The organism is Pseudomonas sp. BN415 (genome assembly GCF_029871195.1).
GTDB lineage: Bacteria > Pseudomonadota > Gammaproteobacteria > Pseudomonadales > Pseudomonadaceae > Metapseudomonas > Metapseudomonas resinovorans.
Genome location: NZ_SSOK01000064.1, coordinates 321181 through 341447, shown reverse-complemented (window position 1 = coordinate 341447; position 20267 = coordinate 321181). Strand labels below are relative to the sequence as shown.

At 64.6% G+C, this 20267-nt stretch carries 19 protein-coding genes; 11 read left to right on the top strand and 8 right to left on the bottom strand.

The window, feature by feature from the left end; genetic code table 11:
- Positions 1-211 precede the first annotated feature (211 nt).
- From E8F20_RS23685 to E8F20_RS23670, 4 genes are all read left to right on the top strand, one after another.
- On the top strand, positions 212-1849 hold the full coding sequence (locus E8F20_RS23685) for a DUF1302 domain-containing protein (RefSeq protein ID WP_280285923.1): 1638 nt from the start codon (positions 212-214) through the stop codon (positions 1847-1849).
- Positions 1850-1872: 23 nt separating this feature from the next.
- Positions 1873-3249: a DUF1329 domain-containing protein gene (locus tag E8F20_RS23680; RefSeq protein WP_280285922.1), complete on the top strand. Its 1377-nt coding sequence runs from the start codon at positions 1873-1875 to the stop codon at positions 3247-3249.
- A gap of 80 nt (positions 3250-3329) precedes the next feature.
- Positions 3330-4706, top strand: coding sequence for a DUF1329 domain-containing protein (locus E8F20_RS23675; RefSeq protein ID WP_280285921.1), 1377 nt, complete (start codon positions 3330-3332; stop codon positions 4704-4706).
- 137 nt (positions 4707-4843) lie between these two features.
- The gene (locus E8F20_RS23670; RefSeq protein WP_280285920.1) at positions 4844-5833 is read left to right on the top strand and encodes a 5'/3'-nucleotidase SurE; all 990 of its coding nucleotides are present in this window, start codon (positions 4844-4846) and stop codon (positions 5831-5833) included.
- 114 nt (positions 5834-5947) lie between these two features.
- Here the strand turns inward: E8F20_RS23670 and E8F20_RS23665 are convergent, their stop codons facing one another.
- The 8 genes from E8F20_RS23665 to E8F20_RS23630 all read right to left on the bottom strand — a co-directional run bounded on the left by E8F20_RS23665 (position 5948) and on the right by E8F20_RS23630 (position 13115).
- Positions 5948-6718, bottom strand: coding sequence for an SDR family oxidoreductase (locus E8F20_RS23665; RefSeq protein ID WP_280285919.1), 771 nt, complete (start codon positions 6716-6718; stop codon positions 5948-5950).
- 299 nt (positions 6719-7017) lie between these two features.
- Positions 7018-8229, bottom strand: a complete 1212-nt coding sequence (locus E8F20_RS23660) for an NADH:flavin oxidoreductase (RefSeq protein WP_280285918.1) — start codon at positions 8227-8229, stop codon at positions 7018-7020.
- Positions 8226-9314, bottom strand: coding sequence for a 3,4-dihydroxy-2-butanone-4-phosphate synthase (ribB, locus tag E8F20_RS23655; protein WP_280285917.1), 1089 nt, complete (start codon positions 9312-9314; stop codon positions 8226-8228). Before ribB ends, E8F20_RS23660 begins: the two co-directional genes overlap by 4 nt.
- Positions 9315-9325: 11 nt before the next feature.
- Positions 9326-10252 (bottom strand): alpha/beta hydrolase, encoded by a 927-nt coding sequence (locus E8F20_RS23650; protein WP_280285916.1) that lies wholly within the window; start codon positions 10250-10252, stop codon positions 9326-9328.
- 11 nt (positions 10253-10263) lie between these two features.
- Positions 10264-11079, bottom strand: a complete 816-nt coding sequence (locus tag E8F20_RS23645) for an SDR family NAD(P)-dependent oxidoreductase (RefSeq protein ID WP_280285915.1) — start codon at positions 11077-11079, stop codon at positions 10264-10266.
- A gap of 87 nt (positions 11080-11166) precedes the next feature.
- A complete protein-coding gene (locus E8F20_RS23640; protein ID WP_280285914.1) occupies positions 11167-12141 on the bottom strand; it encodes an NADP-dependent oxidoreductase in 975 nt (324 codons plus the stop codon).
- Positions 12142-12154: 13 nt separating this feature from the next.
- Positions 12155-12793, bottom strand: coding sequence for a Dabb family protein (locus tag E8F20_RS23635; protein WP_280285913.1), 639 nt, complete (start codon positions 12791-12793; stop codon positions 12155-12157).
- On the bottom strand, positions 12783-13115 hold the full coding sequence (locus E8F20_RS23630; RefSeq protein ID WP_280285912.1) for a hypothetical protein: 333 nt from the start codon (positions 13113-13115) through the stop codon (positions 12783-12785). Before E8F20_RS23630 ends, E8F20_RS23635 begins: the two co-directional genes overlap by 11 nt.
- 180 nt (positions 13116-13295) lie before the next feature.
- Here E8F20_RS23630 and E8F20_RS23625 point away from each other — a divergent pair, with 180 nt between their 5' ends.
- From E8F20_RS23625 to E8F20_RS23595, 7 genes are all read left to right on the top strand, one after another.
- Positions 13296-14342 (top strand): Rieske 2Fe-2S domain-containing protein, encoded by a 1047-nt coding sequence (locus tag E8F20_RS23625; RefSeq protein ID WP_280285911.1) that lies wholly within the window; start codon positions 13296-13298, stop codon positions 14340-14342.
- Between the two features lie 108 nt (positions 14343-14450).
- Entirely contained in the window at positions 14451-15581 is a 1131-nt protein-coding gene (locus tag E8F20_RS23620; RefSeq protein WP_280285910.1) for a LuxR C-terminal-related transcriptional regulator, read from the top strand.
- Positions 15582-15731: 150 nt separating this feature from the next.
- Complete coding sequence (nudE, locus tag E8F20_RS23615; RefSeq protein ID WP_280285909.1) at positions 15732-16316, top strand: ADP compounds hydrolase NudE; 585 nt, start codon at positions 15732-15734, stop codon at positions 16314-16316.
- 43 nt (positions 16317-16359) lie between these two features.
- Entirely contained in the window at positions 16360-16533 is a 174-nt protein-coding gene (locus E8F20_RS23610) for a hypothetical protein (protein ID WP_280285908.1), read from the top strand.
- 235 nt (positions 16534-16768) lie between these two features.
- Positions 16769-18184: a cytochrome c oxidase accessory protein CcoG gene (ccoG, locus tag E8F20_RS23605; RefSeq protein ID WP_280285907.1), complete on the top strand. Its 1416-nt coding sequence runs from the start codon at positions 16769-16771 to the stop codon at positions 18182-18184.
- An 81-nt stretch (positions 18185-18265) separates the two neighbouring features.
- Entirely contained in the window at positions 18266-19687 is a 1422-nt protein-coding gene (gene mapR / locus E8F20_RS23600) for a GntR family transcriptional regulator MpaR (RefSeq protein ID WP_280285950.1), read from the top strand.
- Between the two features lie 303 nt (positions 19688-19990).
- Positions 19991-20188, top strand: coding sequence for a hypothetical protein (locus tag E8F20_RS23595; RefSeq protein WP_028628576.1), 198 nt, complete (start codon positions 19991-19993; stop codon positions 20186-20188).
- The last annotated feature ends 79 nt before the right edge of the window (positions 20189-20267 follow it).

Here is a 20267-nt window from a genome sequence, read left to right as displayed (position 1 = left end):
TTTGCGCAATCCAGCCGGATTCTCGGCAGCCCACCTGGCGCCAACATCGTCCGTTGGGACTAGCGGCCACGGGACTGCGAATCGCACAAGCCGCTTAGTCTTTTCGGACGATGTTGCCCCGCATCGGTGACCACATAGTCAGGCCGCCACACTCAACTCAACCTTGGGCCTGGCAAACCGAGCTGTGCCCAGCCAAGCCGAGAGCGACAACATGATAAGAACAAAAAAAGGCCACTCCCTTCAGCCGCTTCACCTTGCGATCCGTACTGTTTTCGTGGGTCTGGCGCTCAGCCACGCAGGGCTGAGCCACGCGCTGGCGTTCCAGCCCAACGATGATCTGAAGATTTCCTGGGACACCACCCTCACCTACGCACTGGCTTGGCGCACCGAGTCGCGGGACCACGCGCTGTCCAACGGCTCCCCGAATCCGGCCATCGCCAACATCGACGACGGCAACAACGCCTTTGACAAGGGCAGCCTGATCACCAACCGCGCCAGCTTCCTCACCGAGGCCAACTTCAACTGGCGCCAAGACTTCGGTCTGTTCATGCGCGCCAGCGGCTTCTACGACGACGTCTACAACCGCAGCAATGACAACGGCACCGGCACCTCCAACTGCTTCGCCGGTGGCGGTTGCTCCAAGGCCAATCACTTCCCTCAGGACACCATCGACCAGCACGGCAAGGACATCCGTCTGCTCGACTCCTATGTGTACGGTGCCTGGGACATGGGCGGCCACGACCTCAACCTGCGGGTGGGTGACCAGGTCGTGAGCTGGGGCGAGAGCCTGTTCATCGCCAACGGCATCTCCTCGGCCATGAGCCCGGCCGATGGCACCAAGGTGAACACTCCCGGCGTCGAGGTGAAGGAAATCTTCCTGCCGGTGGGCCAGGTGTTCGGCCAGGTCAGCGTCACCGACAACCTCGGCCTGCAGGCGTACTACCAGTACGAATGGGAGAAAACCGAGATCGACGGCGTCGGTAGCTTCTTCTCGGTCACCGACCAGATGGACGAAGGCGGTTTCACCGATGCCTTCGGCATGACCCGTCGCCTGAAGGACGACAAACCCGGTGACAGCGGCCAGTACGGCCTGGCCATGACCTATGTGGCCGAGTCGCTGAACAACACCGAGTTCGGCCTCTACTACGTGCGCTTCCACGACAAGGCGCCAACGCTCGACTTCCTCACCAACTGGAACACCGGCAACTACCAGGTCCGCTACTTCGACGACATCGACCTCTACGGCGCGAGCTTCTCCACCGTACTCGGCGAAACCAACGTCAGCGGCGAAGTGAGCTATCGCGACGGCCAGCCCGTACTGGTGGATACCGGCCTGACCCCGCACGCGGTGCGCGCCAAGACCATGCAGGCGCAGGTGTCCTTCATCCACGCGTTCGGCAACCTGCCGATTGCCGACAACACCACCCTGACCGGCGAGGTTGGCTACAACGAGGTGCTCGACAACGACCGCGCACCCAGCTTCAACGTTTTCGTTCCAGACGGCGTGGGCGGCTTCTTCCCGATGACCACCAACAACACCGACAAGCTCTACAACGACAAGAGCGCCTGGGGCTACACCCTCAACCTGTCGCTGGACTACCTGAACCTCTTCGAAGGCTGGGACCTGACCATCCCGCTGATCTACAGCCAGTCCCTCGGCGGCAACTCTTCCCTGGCCGGCAGCTTCGGCATGGGTGAAGGCGACGATCGCCTCGGCATCGGCACCACCTGGCGCTACCTCAACAACTTCACCATCGAGGCCCGCTACAACGCCTTCCTGGGTGATGCCGGCGACACCCCTCTGGCCGACCGAGACAACTTCGGTCTCAGCGCCAAATACAGCTTCTGATCCACCGCAGCAGGAGAGACGAGATGCAAGCGCAGAACAAAAAACCGCTCCTCATCGCCCTCTTCGCCGCCAGCCTGGCCAGCACTTCGGTGCTGGCCAAGGTCAGCCCCGAAGAAGCCGCCCGCCTGGGCCAGGACCTGACACCCATGGGTGCCGAGATGGCCGGCAACGCCGATGGCAGCATTCCGGCGTGGAGCGGCAAATGGCTGGGCGCCCCGCCCCATGTGAAGTACGACGGAACCGGCAACAAGCGCCCCGATCCCTATGCCGACGAGAAGCCGCTATTCACCATCACCGCAGCCAACGTCGAGCAGTACAAGGACAAGCTTTCCGACGGCCAGTTGGCCCTGTTCAAGCGCTACCCGGACACCTACCGGATAGTGGTCTACCCCAGCCATCGCGACTTCCGCTTCTCGCCCGTGGTGGAAGCCAACATCAAATACAACGCCCTCAACGCCGAGCTGGTGAGTGATGGCAACGGCGTGGCCAACGCTTTCGGCGGTTCTCCCTTCCCCATTCCGAAAAACGGCTACGAGTTGATGTGGAACCAGAACCTGCCGGCTCGCGCCTGGAAGGAAGAGGCCACCTACCAGATGGCCCTGGTGCTGGCCAACAACAGTCGGGTGGAAGAGAAGGTCGGCTACCAGATCCTCTCCCTCTGGGATGACCCCAAGGGCTCGGTCGGCAATTTCGACGGTACCCAGGCCTGCGCCATGATCAGCACCCAGGAGCCGGCACGGAAGAAGGGCGAGATCATCCTCAGCTGCGACTTCACCGACCCGCTGGCCAAGCCCCGCCAGGCCTGGCAGTACCTGCCCGGCAACCGCCGTGTGCGCCGTGCGCCCACTGTCGGCTACGACACGCCCTACGGCGCCGGCGGCTTCCGTGTGATGGACGAGGACCGCCTGTTCAACGGATCCCCCGACCGCTACGACTGGAAACTGGTGGGCAAGAAGGAGTTGTACATCCCCTACAACAACTACGCCCTGGACGACCCGGATATGCCCGCCAGCGAGCTGACCTCCGGTACCGGCCACATCAACCCCGACAAGGTGCGCTTCGAACTGCACCGCGTCTGGGTGTTGGAAGCCACCCTCAAGCCCGGCAAGCGCCACGTCTACGGCAAGCGCGTGTTCTACCTCGACGAGGACAGCTGGGCCGCCGCCCTGGGCGACAACTACGACGGCAAGGGGCAACTCTGGCGCACCAATACCCAGACCTCGGTCTACGCCTATGAGATTCAGGCCTTCCACGCCCGCGTCGCGATTTACCAGGACCTGATCGCCGGCTCCTACCTGGCTGACCGTCTGGTCAACGGCCTGGCCCCGGCCCGACTGAACGACGCCGCTTTCGACGCCAGCTACTTCACCGCCGGCAACCTCCGCAAGCTGGGCAAATAGCCCAAGCGCCGCCCTGGTACCCGCCCGCGCAAGGCGGCGGGGCCAGGGCTTTCCCTGGACCCCTCACGGAAACCTTGAACATGTTCTCGAGATACCCCTCGCCCCTGCTGGGCGCCCTGCTTGCCGCCAGCATCGCCAGCGCTCCCGCCCTGGCCAAAGTCAGTCCCGAAGAAGCCGCGCGCCTGGGCCAGGAACTGACCCCCACCGGCGCCGAGAAAGCCGGCAACGCTGACGGCAGCATTCCCGCCTGGAGCGGCAAGTGGCGCGGCGCACCGCCGCAAGTCCAGTTCGCTGGCAGCGGCAACAAACACCCCGATCCCTATGCCGGCGAGAAGCCGCTGTTCGTCATCACTGCCGAGAACATGGCGCAGTATGCCGACCAGTTGTCCGACGGCCAGAAGGCGCTGTTCCAGCGCTATCCACAGAGTTTCACGATGCCGATCTACCCCAGCCACCGGGACTTCCGGTATGGCCAGTGGGTGGAAGATGCCATCAAGCAGAACGCGCTCAACGCCGAGCTGGTCAACGATGGCAACGGCGTGGCCAATGCCTACGGCGGTGCCCCCTTCCCCATCCCGAAAAACGGCTACGAGCTGATGTGGAACCATAACCTCCACACCGTGGCCTGGAAGGAGGACGCCACCTACAAGATGGCGCTGACCCTGGCCAACGGTAATCGCCAGTTCGAGCTGGTGAACTACAAGATCCTCTCGCCCTGGACCGACCCTAGCGGCAACGCGGAGGCCTTCAACGGCATCCAGGCGCACTTCATGATCACCACCATGGAGCCCACCCGCAAGCGCGGCGAGATCTTCCTCGGCAACGAGTTTACCGACCCACTGGCCCAGCCGCGCCAGAGCTGGCAGTACCTGCCCGGCAACCGTCGCGTGCGCCGTGCCCCCACCGTGGCCTACGACACGCCGTACGGCGCCGGCGGCTTCCGCGTGATGGACGAGGACCGCCTGTTCAACGGCGCACCCGACCGCTACGACTGGAAGCTGGTGGGCAAGAAGGAGCTGTACATCCCCTACAACAACTACCGGCTCGACGACCCGTCGGTGAAGCTCGACCAGTTGCTGGCCACCAGCGGCCACATCAATCCCGAGTACATGCGCTACGAGAAGCACCGCGTCTGGGTGCTGGAAGCCAACCTCAAGCCCGGCAAGCGTCACGTCTACGGCAAGCGCGTGATGTACCTGGACGAAGACACCTGGGCCGCCGCCCTGGCTGACAACTACGACGGCAAGGGCCAGCTCTGGCGAACCAACATGCAGGCCTCGATCTACGCCTACGAGCTGCAAGGCTTCCACGCCCGCGTCGCCGTCTACCACGACCTGATCGCCGGCTCCTACCTGGCCGACCGCCTGATCAACGACCAGGACGCCCCGAAGCTCAACGCCAGTGACTTCGACTCCAGCAACTTCACCGTCGCGAGCCTGCGCAAGCAGGGCCGCTGATCCCGAGCATGCCGCGAAGCGGGCGCCGCAATGGCCCCGCTTCCTGGTAGCAGTTGCAACAGCCACCTCGAAAACCTGAAACAAATTGACCATAAGGTCAGCTTCCCTGACCAACCCCACCTCACGAGGAAACAACAATGAAAAAGCTGTTGAGCGTCGGCATCAGCCTGACCGCCCTTGGCCTGTCACTGCAGGCCAACGCCCTTAACATCCTCCTGACCAATGATGACGGCTGCCGAGCACCGGGCATCGATGCCGTCTACCAGGCACTGATCGCAGCCGGTCACCAGGTGACACTGGTGGGCCCGCAGAACGACAGCAGCGGCATCGGCGCCGCCAGCGTGGTAGTGCCCGGCCAGGTCGTCGCCATCACCCAACTCGCCCAGGACAAGTACTGTGTCGGTGCCCCTGCGGGTTACACACCGCCGGCCGGCAAGACATCGGCCATCGGCACACCGGTGGATGCGGTGAACGTCGGCCTCGACCTGCTGCTGAAGGACAGCCGCCCGGACCTGGTGGTTTCCGGCACCAACTTCGGTGACAACGTCGGCCCGCTGACGCAGATGTCGGGCACCGTCAACGCTGCTGTTCGCGCCATGTTCAAGGGCGTGCCGGCGGTGGCCGTATCCACCGCCATCGACCTGCAGTTGATCGCCCAGGACCAGCAGGCCGGCTACCTCAAGACCCTCAATGCCATGGACGACACTGCGCGCTTCGCCGTCCGCGTGATCAACCGTGCCGCCGCCATCGGCGCCGAAGCCAAGCGCCTGTGCCAGAAGAGCCACGGCAAGGCCAAGGCTTACTGCGAAACCAACGTGATCGGCCTGCCGGGCATCACAGGGCTGAACATCAACTACCCGGCTCTGGAAGCTGGCCAGGTGACGGGCGTGGCCTTTGCGCCCATCGGCGATTGGGGCAGCGTGGTCTTCGCCCCGCAGCAGGGTGCCGACGGTGTGGTACGGATGAACCTCGTCGCCCCGTCGGCGCCGACCGCCGAACAGAAACAGGGCGACGCCTACCAGCTATCGCTGGGCAAGGCAGTGATCACCCCGATCGACGGCAACTACACCGCCTCGCCACTGGTGCAAGCCCAGGCGAAGCTGATGCTGCATGGCGTCAAGCCTTGAGGTGTGGGTAGGTGAAGGAGAAGCCCCCGGTTGGGGGCTTTTTTGTGGCAACGATTCCGCTCGGTTTTCTGAGAGGTGCAGACGCTGCCGCACTGCTCCTGCTGCGCCTCCTGGCTAAACCCCATATCCCCCATCCACCGCCAGCACCTGCCCGGTGGTGTACCCCGCACGGCTGGAGGCAAGGAAGGCCACGGCTTCGGCCACTTCCTCAGCCTGGCCCCAGCGCTTGAGGCAGAGCTTGGCCTGCACGGCATCTCGCCACTGTTCATCGAAGGTGCCGTCAGCCCAGAGGCGATGGAAGATGCCGGCATCGATCACTCCGATGGCCACGCTGTTGGCGCGGATACCGAAACGCCCCTCCTCCTTGGCGATGCCTTGGATCAGCGACTCGATGGCCGCCTTGGGCGCCACCGACAGCACGTCGCCCTCCGGCCAGCGGAACAGCCCGGCCGAGCTGATGTGCACGATGGAACCGCCGTTGTGGGCGCGCATGTGCGGCAACACGCCGAGCACGAGGTTGAGGAAACCGTTGAGGTCGGCATCGATCACCCGCTTCCATTGCGCCAGGTTCAGTTCGCTGATCCTCGGCTGGGCAATGTCCGAGCCCGATGCCACCACCAGGGTATGGATACGCCGTCCTTCCGTGAGCTGCTGCAGGCTGGCGGTGACGGAAGCTTCGTCGCCGAGGGTCAGTTGCAGCGCTTGTGCATGGCGCCCGCGATCACGCACTGCGGCCACCACAGCTTCGGCGCGTGCGGCATTGCGGTGATAGGTGAGCACGACATCGCTTCCGGCCTCGGCCAGGCGCTCGCAGATTGCCTGGCCCATGCCACCGCTGCCGCCCACTATCAGGGCGACGCCGTCGGGGAATGCTTCACGCGTCATGAGTGTTCCTTCTTGTTGTGGGATGAACTCGGAGATAAAGGCTGCTGGATGCGTTGCACGCAGCTGCATGGCCCGCAGGTTCTTGGCTCGAGGGTAAATCTCCCGCAACAGCTAACGCAGGCATCGAAAATTCATTGGCTATGTCTGCGTTAGCTGTTGCTAGACGGCAACCGGTGAACCTGGACGCCTGTAGGAGCCAGCTTGCTGGCGAAAATGTCCGCGTTCGCTAGCAAGCTAGCTCCTACAAGGGATTCCGGGACCTTCAACACTTTACGCAGACATAGCCAATTCATTCGCCCCTAACGGAAGACTGCAGGCCGGTTAAGCACACAGCGAATTCCACCCGGGAGCCCCATGCTGGCGACGCACTGGTTGCAGTGGGTGCAGGCACTGCGCCAGGTCGAGCCTTGACGCTGCAGGTTCTGCGGCAAGTGCGGGTCATTGAGCAAGGCGCGCCCAAGGGCGAGAAAGTCGAAGCCTTCCTCCACCGCCCGCGCCATGCCTTCGCCGCTGGACACGCCGCCGAGGTACACCAGCGGCATCCTCACGGTGCGCCGCATCTGCCGGGCCAATTCGAGGAAGTACAGCTCCTCGAAGGGCAGGTCGGGGAAGCTGGCGCCGCCAAACCACTTCATGGCGGTGCGCTGCAGTGGGTTCCTTTCCAGCGGCACCATCTGCGCCAACGGGCTCGCACCCCGGAAGAGGAACATCGGCGTGCGGCTGACCAGCCCACCGCTCATGACGATGGCGTCCAGCCCCGCCTCTTCCAGCAGGCGCGCGGCCTGGCAGGCTTCTTCGATCTGTAGGCCACCGGCAAAGCCATCGCTGAGATTGAGCTTGGCCAGAATCGGGAAATCGCGCCCCACCGCCCCCCGCACCGCCGCCAGCACCTGCAGTGGTAGGCGCATGCGGTTCTCCAGCATGCCGCCGTAGGAATCGCGACGCTTGTTCAGGGCCGGCGAGATGAACTGGCTGAGCAGGTAGCCATGCCCCATGTGGATTTCGATGGCATCGAAGCCCGCGTCGCGGACAAGGCTGGCCGCCGCGGCGTACTCAGCGACCGTGCGGCCAATTTCGGCGATGCTCATGGCACCGCCGAATGGAATGCCGGAGAACAGGCCGTACTGGTTAATGCAGGCGCTTGGGCCGCGCGGCCGTGGCATGTTGAGCGGACGATTGCGGCTGAAGTAGCCGCAATGGGCAAGCTGGGCGGATATGGCGCCCCCCTCGGCATGCACCGCCGACGTCAGGCGCTGCAGCTGCGGGAAAATGCCGGCGTGCATCCACATCTGGTCGGGAAAGGTCAGGCCGTCGGGCGAGACACCGCAGTAGGCAACGGTGGTCAGACCGACGCCGCCGCGAGCCATGGTCGCGTGATGCTCGATCAGGTCGTCACCGGGAACCCCGCCGGGGCACATGCCTTCGAAGGTGGCCGTCTTGATCAGTCGGTTGCGCAACTGAAGGCCGGCCAGCCGAGCCGGCTGTAGCAGGCTGTCGAGGTGCGGGTTCATGCCTGCTCCCGATCGAAGGGGACGAATTCGGCGACTTCCAGCTCGAAGCCGGACACCGCCTTGTAGTTCACCGCGAAGCTCAGCAGGCGCATCTTGCGAACGCCGACGTCCCGCAGGATCTGCGCACCGATCCCCAGCGTGCGCTGCGGAAAGCTTGGTGGGCGGGGCTTGTGCGCGCCCTGCTGGAGCTGCTCGATCAAGGCGGCCGGCGTTTCCTGCTGGGCCAGCAGCACCACGACGCCGGCGCCTTCCTGCGCCACCTTCGCCAGGGAGCGTTCGAGGTTCCACTGGTCGGGATGGCTGTCCAACAGGTCGCGCAGGGTTTCCGCAGCCTGCACCCGCACCAGCGTCGGCCGGTCGCGGCGGACTTCACCACGTACAAGGGCCAGGTGCAGTTGTCCCTGGTAGTCATCCAGGTAGGTGACGACGCGGAACTCGCCGTGACGGGTCTGGATCGGGTACTCGCCCGAACGGCGGATGGTGCCCTCGTGGAGGATGCGGTAGTGGATCAGGTCGGCCACGCTGCCCAGCGGCAGGCCATGCCGTTGCGCGAAGTCGCGCAGGACCTGGCCGCGTGCGGGTTCGCCCTCTTCATCGAGGATGCCGACCAGCACCGCGGCGGGCATCAGTCCGGCCAGGCGTGCCAGGTCGCAGGCGGCCTCGACATGGCCGGCGCGCTGCATCACCCCGCCGGGTTGCGCACGCAGGGGGAAGATGTGACCCGGCTGTACCAGGTCGGTCGCGGTGCTGGTCGGGTCAACGGCCACCGCGATGGTGTGGGCGCGGTCGGCCGCGGAGATGCCGGTGGAAACTCCGCTGCGAGCCTCGATGGAAAGGGTAAAGCCCATGCCATGACGGGCCCGCGAGTTGGGCACCATGAGTTCCAGGCCGAGGGCCTGGCAGCGCTCTTCGGTCAGGGCCAGGCAGATCAGCCCACGCGCTTCGCGGGCCATGAAGTTGACGGCGGCGGCATCGGCGTGACCGGCAGCGATCACCAGCGAACCTTCGCCATCCCCCTCGTCGTCGGTGACCACCAGCATGGTGCCGCTGGCCATGGCCTCGATCAGTCGTTGCGGGCTGTCCATGGAGTGCCCCTTCAGTTCAGCGCGTGGCGCAGGTCGGCGGCGGCGGATTCCAGCACAGCCTGGGCGCCAGAGACGAACGCAGCCATGCTGATGAAGCCGTGGATCATGCCTGCGCAGCGCTCCAGCCGGGTCTTCACGCCAGCCTGTTCGAGGCGTCGGGCGAACGCCTCGCCCTCATCGCGCAGCGGGTCGTACTCGGCACTGAACACCGTGGTCGGAGGCAGGCCCGCCAGATCCTCGGCACGCAGCGGCGAGGCCAGGGCATCGTCGCCCTGCTCGCGGCGTGGCAGGTACTGCCGCCAGAACCATTGCATCTGTTCACGGGTGAGGAAGTAGCCTTCGGCGAACTCGTGCTGGGAAGCGCTCTCGCAACGGGCGTCAGTGGCCGGGTAGAACAGGCACTGCGAGGCGATGCGCGGACCCTTGCGGATCTGCGCCAGGCGGCTCACGGCGATGGCCAGGTTGGCTCCGGCGCTGTCACCGGCAAGGGCCAGGCGGCTGGCGTCGAAGCCCAGTTCACGGGCCCGCTCCACCAGGTCGCAGGTGGCGCGGTAGCAATCATGTGGGGCGGCCGGGAAACGATGCTCCGGGGCCAGCCGGTAGCCCACCGAGACCACCACGGCGCCGGTCAGGCGGGCCAGGCTGCGGCAGAGGTTGTCGTGGGTATCGAGATTGCCGATGACAAAGCCACCGCCGTGGAAGAACACCAGCAAGGGCAGGTCATCACGGTCTTCCGGGCGATAGAGGCGCGCGTCCAGTTCGCCTTCGGCGCCGGCCAAGCGCAGGTTGCGCACCTCGAACAGGCGCTCGCCGGGCATGGGCGGCATCAGGTTGTCGGAGAACTGGCGGTACTGAACCGGGTCGAGTTGGCTGTAGTCCGGCTGCGGCATGCCGCTGAATTGCTGGAGCACGGCGGCGATCTGGGGGTCGAGGGACATGCTGGATATCCTTAGGCGTCGGCCATCTGGAAGACCGGATTGGTCTCGTCGAGGATGCTGGACAGGCGCCGTTCCAGCGCCGGTTTGAAATTCTTGTGGGGTAGCAGCCAGAAGCGCCCGGCCTCGAGGCCGGCAAATACTTCGCGGGCCAGTTCGCGCGGGTCCATGCCCTGGCGGATGCTGCTGTCGAGCAGCTCGTCGAGCTGTTGCGTGGCGGCGGCACCAGCCTCGTTGGAAGCCATGATGTCGCTGGCCACCGGCCCCGGGCAGAGCACGGCCACCGCCACCTGGGACTGGAGCATGGCCAGTTCGTAGTGCAGGGTCTCGGAGAGCGCCACCACCGCCTGCTTGCTGACGGTGTAGGGGCCGAGCATGGGGCTGCAGATCAGTCCGGCGAGGGACGCGGTGTTGACCACCCGGGCCGGGCGCTGCTGGCCGAGCAACAGCGGCACGAAACTGCGGACACCGTTGATCACACCGCCCAGGTTGATGGCCAGCAGACGCTGCCACTGGGCGCTGTCGATTTCCCAACTGAAGCCGGTCTGCATTACGCCGGCGTTGTTGAATAGCAGGTCGACGCCGCCAAAGCGCTGGACGGCGAGATCACGCAGGGCATCCACCTGCTGCGAGTCAGCAACGTCGACCACCAGGCTGGCGACCTCCACGCCCTGCCCTTGCAGCGTTTCGGCCAGGGCTGTCAGGCGCTCACCGCTCACGTCGCTCAACACCAGGCGCAGGCCACGCGCGCCGGCTTCCTCCGCCAGACCACGGCCAATGCCACCGGCCGCTCCGGTGATCACCGCCACCTGGCCCCGTTCGATTCGCATGGCTGATTCCCCTTCCTATTGTTGTAGTGCTCGCCAGTAGAGCCGCTTCAGCACGGCCGGCCATCGTCCGTGCGGACGAGGGTACGGTCAGCTGGCGACCTGCAGCACCTGCTTGCGCCGCGCCCGCCCCTGCTGGAGACGTTCGTGGGCACCGGCCACCTCGGCCAGGGGCAACAGGTCGATGGCCGGCGGACGCACCCGTCCGGCGGCCAGCAGGCTGGCGATGCGCCCCAGCAGCTCTCCGCTGGGCATGCGGCTATAGGCCATCGCCGTGCGGAGCCCGCGCTGGGCCGCCGCGGCATGGTCGGGGCCGGCATCCCCCGGCGCCAGGGTGAGGATGGCGACCAGGATGCCGCCCGGCTGCAACAAGTCGAGACCATTGGGCAGGCTGCCGCCGCCGATGCAATCGAGCACCAGGTCAACGCCGTCCGGCGCCCATTGGCGCAGGGCCTTGTGGATATCTCCGGTGCGGTAGTCGATGGTGCATTCGGCACCCTGGGCCCGCGCCTGACGGGCATTGTCCGCACCGCAGGTGGTGGCGATGCGCGCTCCGGCGCAACGGGCGAACTGGATGGCAAAACCGCCCACCGCGCTGCCGCCGCCGTGGATCAGCACAGTCTGCCCGGGGACCAGGCCACCTTCGTCGAACAAGCCGGTCCAGGCCGCCAAGGCCGGGGTAGGAACCGCCGCTGCGGCAGCGAAGTCGAGGTTGTCCGGCATGGGCACCAGCGCCGCACGGGACACGCAGGCGTATTCGGCGTAGGAGCCCCACTTGCCGGCACCGACATCGCTCTGGGCGAACACGCGGATGCCGAGGGGCAGGTCGTCGACACCCTCGCCCAGGGCTTCGACCGTGCCGGCCAGATCGAAGCCGAGCACAAAGGGGAAACGATAGGTGAGGAAGGCCCCGAGGTAGCCCTCGCGGCATTTCCAGTCCGCCGGATTGACCCCGGCGCAGACCACCCGGACAAGGACTTCGCCGGGGCCGGGTTGTGGGCGGTCGACTTCCTTCATTTGCAAAACCTCGGCTCCACCAAGGCGTTCGATGACCACTGCGCGCATGCGAGTCTCCCGGTCAGTTATCTGGATTTGAGGCAGACCGGCCGAGCAGGCTGGTCTGCAAGGGGCAGAAGGCATGGGCGATGGCGTCCACCGTCCAGTCCGGGCAGTCGGGGTCGAACCAGCGGTCCACCCAGGCCCAGTGATAGGGGTGAATGAGGTACTCGCCCAGCAGGTCGTCGACACAGGCGAATTCCTGCTGCCAGACATGGGTCCAGCGCCCCGGCGTCGACACCCGGGCCAGTTGCCAGTTGCGGATGCCGCTGATGTACAAGGGCATACGCAGCAGGTCCTGCTCCAGGGCCGCGTGCTGCTCGACCGTCGCCTGCGGGCGAACCCGCAGCAGTAAGGTGCGCCAGATGCCACCCGCCAGGCCCGGCTCGCGCAAGCCACCGCCAATGCGCCGGTACGCCACGCGCTCAACGCTGGCGATGCCGTGGAGCTGGCCAAGCAGGTCATCCAGGTTTGACGGCGCCGTATCGGCAAACTGCAGGTCGAGGGTGCAATCGGCGGCCCCCCAACTGCCGGGCAGGTTGCGGCCAAAACCGAAATGCAGAAGACCAGGCACAGCCTGGAGGCGCTCACGCAATCGGTCTTCGAACTCCACGGGGTCAACGCCGCCGGACAGGTTCAGCTGCAGCGATTCACTCGACATCGGGCGCCTCCAGGGGTTGGTCCGCCGATCCGAGCACATGGCGGCGACGGCAACTGCCGCCCTCCTCCACCAGGTCCCAGAAGGCACGTACCTCGGCGCCTGCGGCGCTGCGCATGGCGTAGTAAGCCGGGACGTCGGCCACGCGCCAGAGCAGCCAAAGGGTATTGGGCTGCCCCGGCACCACGACCGGCGGCGACACCCAACGCTGTTCCAGGGTCAGGCCCCGACCGGTGCAGGCCGGCAGGTAGAGCCTGTCCAGCGCCTCCAGCACCTGAGCGACGCGCCCGGCGACGAGCGGAATCTCATCGAGTATGTGGATCACCTTCGGGCGCCCCTGATTGTTGTTCTGCCGCGCAGTAAAACCGGGGGACAGTCCGCGGCCATCGTCCGATCAGACGATGCCGGGAATTGCTGGCACCGCAGAATCCGGTCAGTGCATGTGCTGCAGCGGCTCTCCGAAGCCGGATGCGGCCCACGAGAACCCTGATGGGAGAACAAGAAGATGAGTACCCTGCACCGAATCGAAACCAAGCAACTGGAACCGCGTTTCGCCCGTGGCTGGCATTGCCTGGGGCTGGCCGGGCAGTACCGCGATGGCAAGGCCCACCGCCTGGATGCTTTCGGCACCCGCCTGGTGGCCTTCGCCGGGGAGGATGGGCAGATCCGCATCCTCGATGGTTACTGCCCGCACATGGGCGCCGACCTGAGCCAGGGCTGCGTCGACGGCGACGCCATTCGCTGCCCCTTCCATGAGTGGCGCTGGCGCGCCGACGGCGTGTGCGACGACATTCCCTACGCCAAGCGCATTCCGCCCCGCGCGAAGATCAAGTCGTGGCCGGTACTGGAACAGAACCAGCTGCTGTTCGTCTGGAACGACCCCGAGGGCAACCCGCCCATTGCCGAGCAGGCCATTCCCCGAATCGACGAATGCTTCAGCGACGAATGGGCCGACTGGGAAGTGGCCGAACTGAAGATCGACACCAACTGCCGTGAGCTGATCGACAACGTGTCCGACATGGCGCACTTCGATTCCGTACACGGCACCGACCTCAACCACTTCAGCAACACCTTCGAAGGCCACAAGGCGGTGCAGGTGATGCGCGGCAGCAGCGCCCGGTTGTCCGGCGACAGTGAGTTGACCACGGTCGCTACCTACTACGGCCCGGCCTACCAGATCACGGAGATGACCGGCGCTATGGACGGCGTGCTTATCCACTCAATCCTGCTCAACTGCCACGTGCCCATCGACCTGAACAGCTTCACGCTGCGCTACGGCGTGCTGGTGAAGAAGGTTCCCGGCCTGACCGAAGAGCAGAACCGCGAGATGGCCCAGGCATACGTGAAACAGGCACAGGACGCTTTCTACGAGGACGTGGCCATCTGGCACAGCAAGACCCGCGTGGACAACCCGCTGCTGTGCGATGGCGATGGTCCGGTCTATCAGCTGCGCAAGTGGTACGACCAGTTCTACACCGATGTCGCCGAACTGCCCGCCAGCATCAAGGAGCCGCGCTCCTTCGTCGTACTGGATGAAACCGAAACCGCCTGAGTCCGGACTGGCCCGATCGTCTCCCGATCAGCGGGGGACGATCCAGCTTGATGAACCATCCCATAAGCCGGTAAGAAGCTCCCTACAAAAATAAGAAGCGGTTCAGATATGGCACACACTCTCTTGCTCGACGAATTCAGTGAGATGCTCGGCAACCTCTACCAGGGGCCATTGGAAGACGTCCCGTGGGCGACCTTCCTCAATCAATTGAACCTGTATCTGCACAGCAAGTACGTCACCTTTATCCTGCGTCCTCCAAGCGAACATGCCGAAGGCCTGATGGTGAACACCACCGGCAGCTCTTCAGAAGTAACGGCCTCCTACAACAAACATTTCTTCGCCCTCGACCCTTTCGTCGACCTGCCTAACCGCCAGGTGGTTACCAGTGGCGAGTTCCTCTCGCGCCAGGAGTGGGTGGAGTCGGAGTTCTACAAGAGCTTCCTGGAACCCGTTGGGGTGTTTCATATCCTCGGTGCAGACATCCGTACCTGTGACGGCGCCCAGTGCCGCATTCGCATCAGCCGCGGCCCGGAGGAGCCTGACTTCACCGACGACGACAAGGCCCTGGTGGCGCGGTTCATTCCGCACCTGGAGCGCTCGATCAAGATTCATATGCAGCTCAACCGAATCGAGACCGAGCGCAACCTCTACGCCGGCGCCGTGGATCAGTTGGCGGTAGGCACCATCATCCTCGACGAAGACGGCAAGGTGCTGCAGACCAACCGCGTTGCCGAGCGCCTGCTGCAGGACAAGGACGGCCTCAAGCTGGTCAATGACGGCCTGCAGGTGGGCAACCCGCGCGACACTCAGGAGTTCCGCCGGCTGGTGAAGCAGGCCCTGCAGTCGCAGAAGAACAACCTGCCTTCGGTGGTGGAGGCGCTACGGGTCCAGCGGCCATCGGGCAAGACGGACCTGGGCATCATCGTGCGCTCAGTACCGCTGTCGGCCTGGAACGAGGGCAAGCAGTGCCCCTCGGTGGTGATTTTCATCAGCGACCCGGAGCAGGAGTCCAGCGCACCCCAGGAGATCGTCAAGGCGCTGTTCGACCTGACCCCGGCGGAGGCGCAGCTGGCCATGCTTCTGGCTAACGGCCTGACCCTGGATGAAGCCTCCGACGCCCTCGGCATCAGCCGCAACACCGCGCGGGCGCATCTGCGCTCGACCTTCTCCAAGACCGGGGTCACACGGCAGACCATGCTGGTGCGGTTGATTTTGCGAAGTGTGGCGACACTGGGTTGAGCCCGCCGAGATGGGATCACCGGGTGGATAGAACGCGCTGTCCACCTTGCGGGACGGTCCCGCCGACCCGCGCCGTGCTAGTCCATCCAGACGATGCCCCAACACCCAATGCGCGCGACGCTCTGCCTGATCACGCCACGGGAGCCCGCCATGCGCAGCTTGCCCACCATCCTGAAGACCGAACTCCTGGCCAAGAGCGACTGGTTCCAGATCGAAGCTCTGCACCTTGAGTTCAGCAACGGCCAGCAGCGGGTCTATGAGCGCCTGCGTGGCTCCGGCTACCAGTCGGTGATCGTGGTGGCACAACCCGATCCCGACCATGTCCTGCTGGTGCGCGAGTACGCAGTAGGGGTCGAGCAACGAGTCCTGGGTCTGCCCAAGGGCGGCGTCGAAGGTGACGAAAGCCCGGAGCAGGCCGCCACTCGCGAACTCATGGAGGAGGTCGGCCTGCGTGCCAACCGCGTGCAGGAACTGGGCTTGCTGACCCTGGCTCCCGGCCACCTGTGCCACAGCTGCCGCGTGGTATTGGCCGAAGACCTCCAGCCCTGTGCAGCTGAAGGTGATGAACCGGAACCCCTGGAGGTCGTGCGCGTACCGGTATCGAAGCTGCCGGCCCTGGTGGCTTCGGGAGAGCTGCAGGAAGCACGCGCCATTGCTGCGTTGTTCATGGCACTTAGTCGGCCAATCCGACATCTAGTCCATTCGGACGAGGCGGCCTGTCGCAGCGGTTCCTAGTCTTGCCCCAAACAACATGTCCCTCCTGTGTAGAGGAATGACCATGAAAACAAGAAAAAAGCTGTACCTCGCCCTTGTCCTCTGTGCCTTCGGCGCCGCCTACACCACCATGATCATGCGGCCCTTGCCGCCGACGCTAGCTGCCACGCAATACTGCCCGCCCGCCTACCCCAGCTGTTTCATGCCAGTTCCAACCATTGGAACGATGCTGCCCTGAACAGGCCCCGTCAGCTCTGAGCCACACAGGGCGGCCAACCCGCTCGACGCCCCGCGACCGGATGCCGCACAGCTGCCACGGATTCTGCCGTCAGGCGCCCAATCCATGCGCCTTGCGGCCTGGCGCCCTGTTCCGAATCATCTGATATGGTTTTTGCCGGCTGATCTGAATCTGTTTTGCCCATCAGTGCCTTCCTATAGTCCGTCTCGCCGTAACAGCCTGATGGGCACTTATCATGAGCGAGAGAATCCCGGCGCAGGTCATTGAGGTAGCTCCCTCCCTGCCGCCCGCCGCAAGCAAACCCCTTTCCGCCTCCAACGGACCTGTCCACACCCGCCGCTTCACCGGTTTCTACCGCGACCTGCGCCGCCTTGGCGCGGGGCTCCTGTGCGTGCTGTTCTTCGGCACGCTGTGGCTCGACTGGGATGGCCGCCAAGCGGTGCTCTGGAGCCTGGAGCAAAGCAAGTTCTACATCTTCGGCGCCACCTTCTGGCCCCAGGACTTCATTCTGCTGTCTGGGCTGTTGATCATCTGCGCCTTCGGCCTGTTCTTCATCACGGTGTTCGCCGGTCGCGTCTGGTGCGGCTACACCTGCCCGCAGAGCGTCTGGACCTGGATTTTCATGTGGTGCGAGCAAGTCACAGAGGGCGACCGCAACCAGCGCATCAAGTTGTCCGCCGCGCCCTGGAGCTTCAACAAGCTCCTGCGGCGCACGGTCAAGCACAGCCTCTGGCTGGCGATCAGCCTGGTCACGGCCATCACCTTCGTCGGCTACTTCACCCCGGTGCGCGAACTGGTGGCCAACCTGGTCACCTGGGAGATCGGCGGCACCGCACTGTTCTGGGTGATCTTCTTCACCGCCGCCACCTATATAAATGCAGGCTGGATGCGCGAGCAGGTGTGCATCCATATGTGCCCTTACGCCCGCTTCCAGAGCGTGATGTTCGACAAGGACACGCTGATCGTCTCCTACGACGCCACCCGCGGCGAATCCCGCGGCCCACGCAAGAAGGGCAGTGACCCGAAGGCCCAGGGCCTGGGCGACTGCATCGACTGCCAGATGTGTGTACAGGTCTGCCCCACCGGAATCGACATCCGCGATGGACTGCAGATCGCCTGCATCGGTTGCGCGGCCTGCATCGATGCCTGCGACTCGATCATGGACCACATGGGGTACGCCCGTGGCCTGGTGGGCTACAGCTCGGAACGCGCGCTGGAAGGCGGCAAGACCCGGCTGCTGCGCCCGCGCCTGATCGGCTATGCCGTCGCCCTGCTGCTGATGATCATCGCCCTGGCCTGGATGGGCGCTACCCGTTCGCAGCTGTCGGTGGATGTGATCAAGGACCGCGGCATGTTCCGCGAGAATGCCGCCGGCGAGATCGAGAACATCTACAACCTCAAGCTGATCAACAAGACCCAGCGGGAACAGCGTTACGTGGTGGAACTTGAGGAGGTCCCGGGCTTCCGCCTGCAGGGCGAGCACGAGGTGAACATCGGCGCAGGCGAGATCGTGTCGCTGCCAGTCTCGGTGGCACTGACCGACGACAGCGGCCCCGCCGGCTCGCGTCCACTGCGCTTCGTAGTGCGCAGCCTGGATGAACCGGGCACCGTGGCCAGCGCCAGCAGCACCTTCGTCAGTCCGAGGCGCTGACGCATGGCCCGGGATCATGGCGGCGAACGCGCCGAGCGCTTAGAGTTGGGCACCAACTGGCCGCTGCCCAACCAGGAAAAGATGAAGCGCTACGAGAAATTCGCTGACGACATCGCCGAACTGATCCGCACCGAAGTCCTGGCCCCTGGGCAGAAAGTACCCTCAGTGCGCCACGCCAGCCGAACCTACGGCGTGAGCGCATCCACGGTGTTCCAGGCCTACTACTTGCTGGAAAGCCGCGGGCTGATCATGGCCCGCGCGCGCTCCGGCTACTTCGTCTGCGAACACGTGCGCCGGCCGCTGCCGGAGCCGCAACCAGGCCCACGGGAAGCGGCTACCACGGAAGTGGACGTCAGCGAACTGGTGTTTTCGGTGCTGAGCTCCATCAAGGACCCGGACACGGTGCCCTTCGGTTCGGCCTTCCCCAGCCCTGAGCTTTTCCCTCTGCAGCGCCTGGCCCGCTCCATGGCCCACGCGGTTCGCGAGATGGACCCGCGCTCCACAGTGGCCGATATGACGCCGGGTAATCATGCCCTGCGTCGACAGATCGCCCTGCGCTACATGGTCGGCGGCCTTCCGCTGCCCATCGAGGAACTGGTGATCTGCAATGGGGCGCTGGAGGCACTCAATCTCTGCCTGCAGGTCGTGGCCCGTCCTGGCGACCTGGTGGCCATTGAGGCGCCGGCCTTCTATGCCAGCCTGCAGGTGCTGGAGCGTTTGAAGCTCAAGGCCGTGGAAATCCCCGTGCACCCGCGCGACGGCATCGACCTTCAAGTGTTGGAGGACAGCCTTGAACGGCTGCCAATCAAGGCCTGCTGGTTCATGAGCAACTTCCAGAACCCGCTGGGGGCAAGTCTCTCCGAAGACAAGAAGCGCCAACTGGCGGCCCTGCTCGCCAAGCACCAGGTGCCGATGATCGAGGACGATGTCTACGCCGAGCTGTACTTCGGCCAGCAGGCGCCCAAACCGGTGAAGGCGTACGACACCGAAGGCCTGGTGATGCACTGCAGCTCTTTTTCCAAGAGTCTGGCGCCCGGCTACCGGGTTGGCTGGGTGTCCGGTGGGCGATTCGCCGGGCAGATAGAACGGCTGAAACTGATGACCAGCATCTCCGCCTCGGTGCCGGCCCAGGCAGCCATCGCCGACTACCTGCAACACGGCGGCTACGACCGTCACCTGCGCAAGTTGCGCTACGCCCTGGAAAGCCAGCGCAACGCCATGCTGGCCGCAGTGGCCCGGCACTTCCCTGAAGAAACCCGCGTCAGCCGGCCCGAAGGGGGCTACTTCCTCTGGCTGGAATTCCCCGAGCAGGTAGATTCTCTCCGTCTGTTCCAGCTCGCCCTGGCCCAGGGCATCAGCATCGCGCCGGGGCCGATTTTTTCCGCAACACGGCGTTTCGGCCATTGTGCCCGCCTCAACTATGGTCACCCCTGGAGCAACTCCAGCGAGCAGGCGATGGAAACTCTCGGCAGGATTATCCGGTCTCTTATGGGCAATCCCTGATTCCCGAAGAATAGATATCCTTCGCGCTCATGGGATTGTTCTGTAATGGAGCTTTCCCGTTTGCTTGTTATACTTCTCAATGTTCGTTCCGGGCCTTCAGAGAAATCGACTTCTATTCCCGGAATTGTCGCAGGGTCTTTCCGTAGTGCGTAGGAAAGTCCACCGTAGTTGCGACAATCGAACTTTGTTCTACAAGAGGGCCGCAACGACGGCCTCGACCGGGCGACCGACGCTATGGGGGCCGAGACCTCTAGATCGCCTGTTCCACCTTAAGACCATTGATCAAAGAGACGGAAAAACCACGTGACGAAAGACGAACTGCGCGCCGAACTTGAGCGCCAGGCGCAACGTTACAAGGATGTATACGGCGGCGAGGTCACGACCTATGCCGCGCAAAGGGATCCTGAGCGCAAGCCTTGGCGCAAGAAACCCAGCCTGCTTGACAAGAGCTTCGAGAAAGAGCTCGAGAAGATCGAGAAAGAGCTCAGAGAGGAACCCTGACAATTTGTCGCACCCGGTCAGTTGGGGAGTCTTTCGTATAGATTTGCGACAACTTGCGTAGGGAATGCCAGGAACCGCT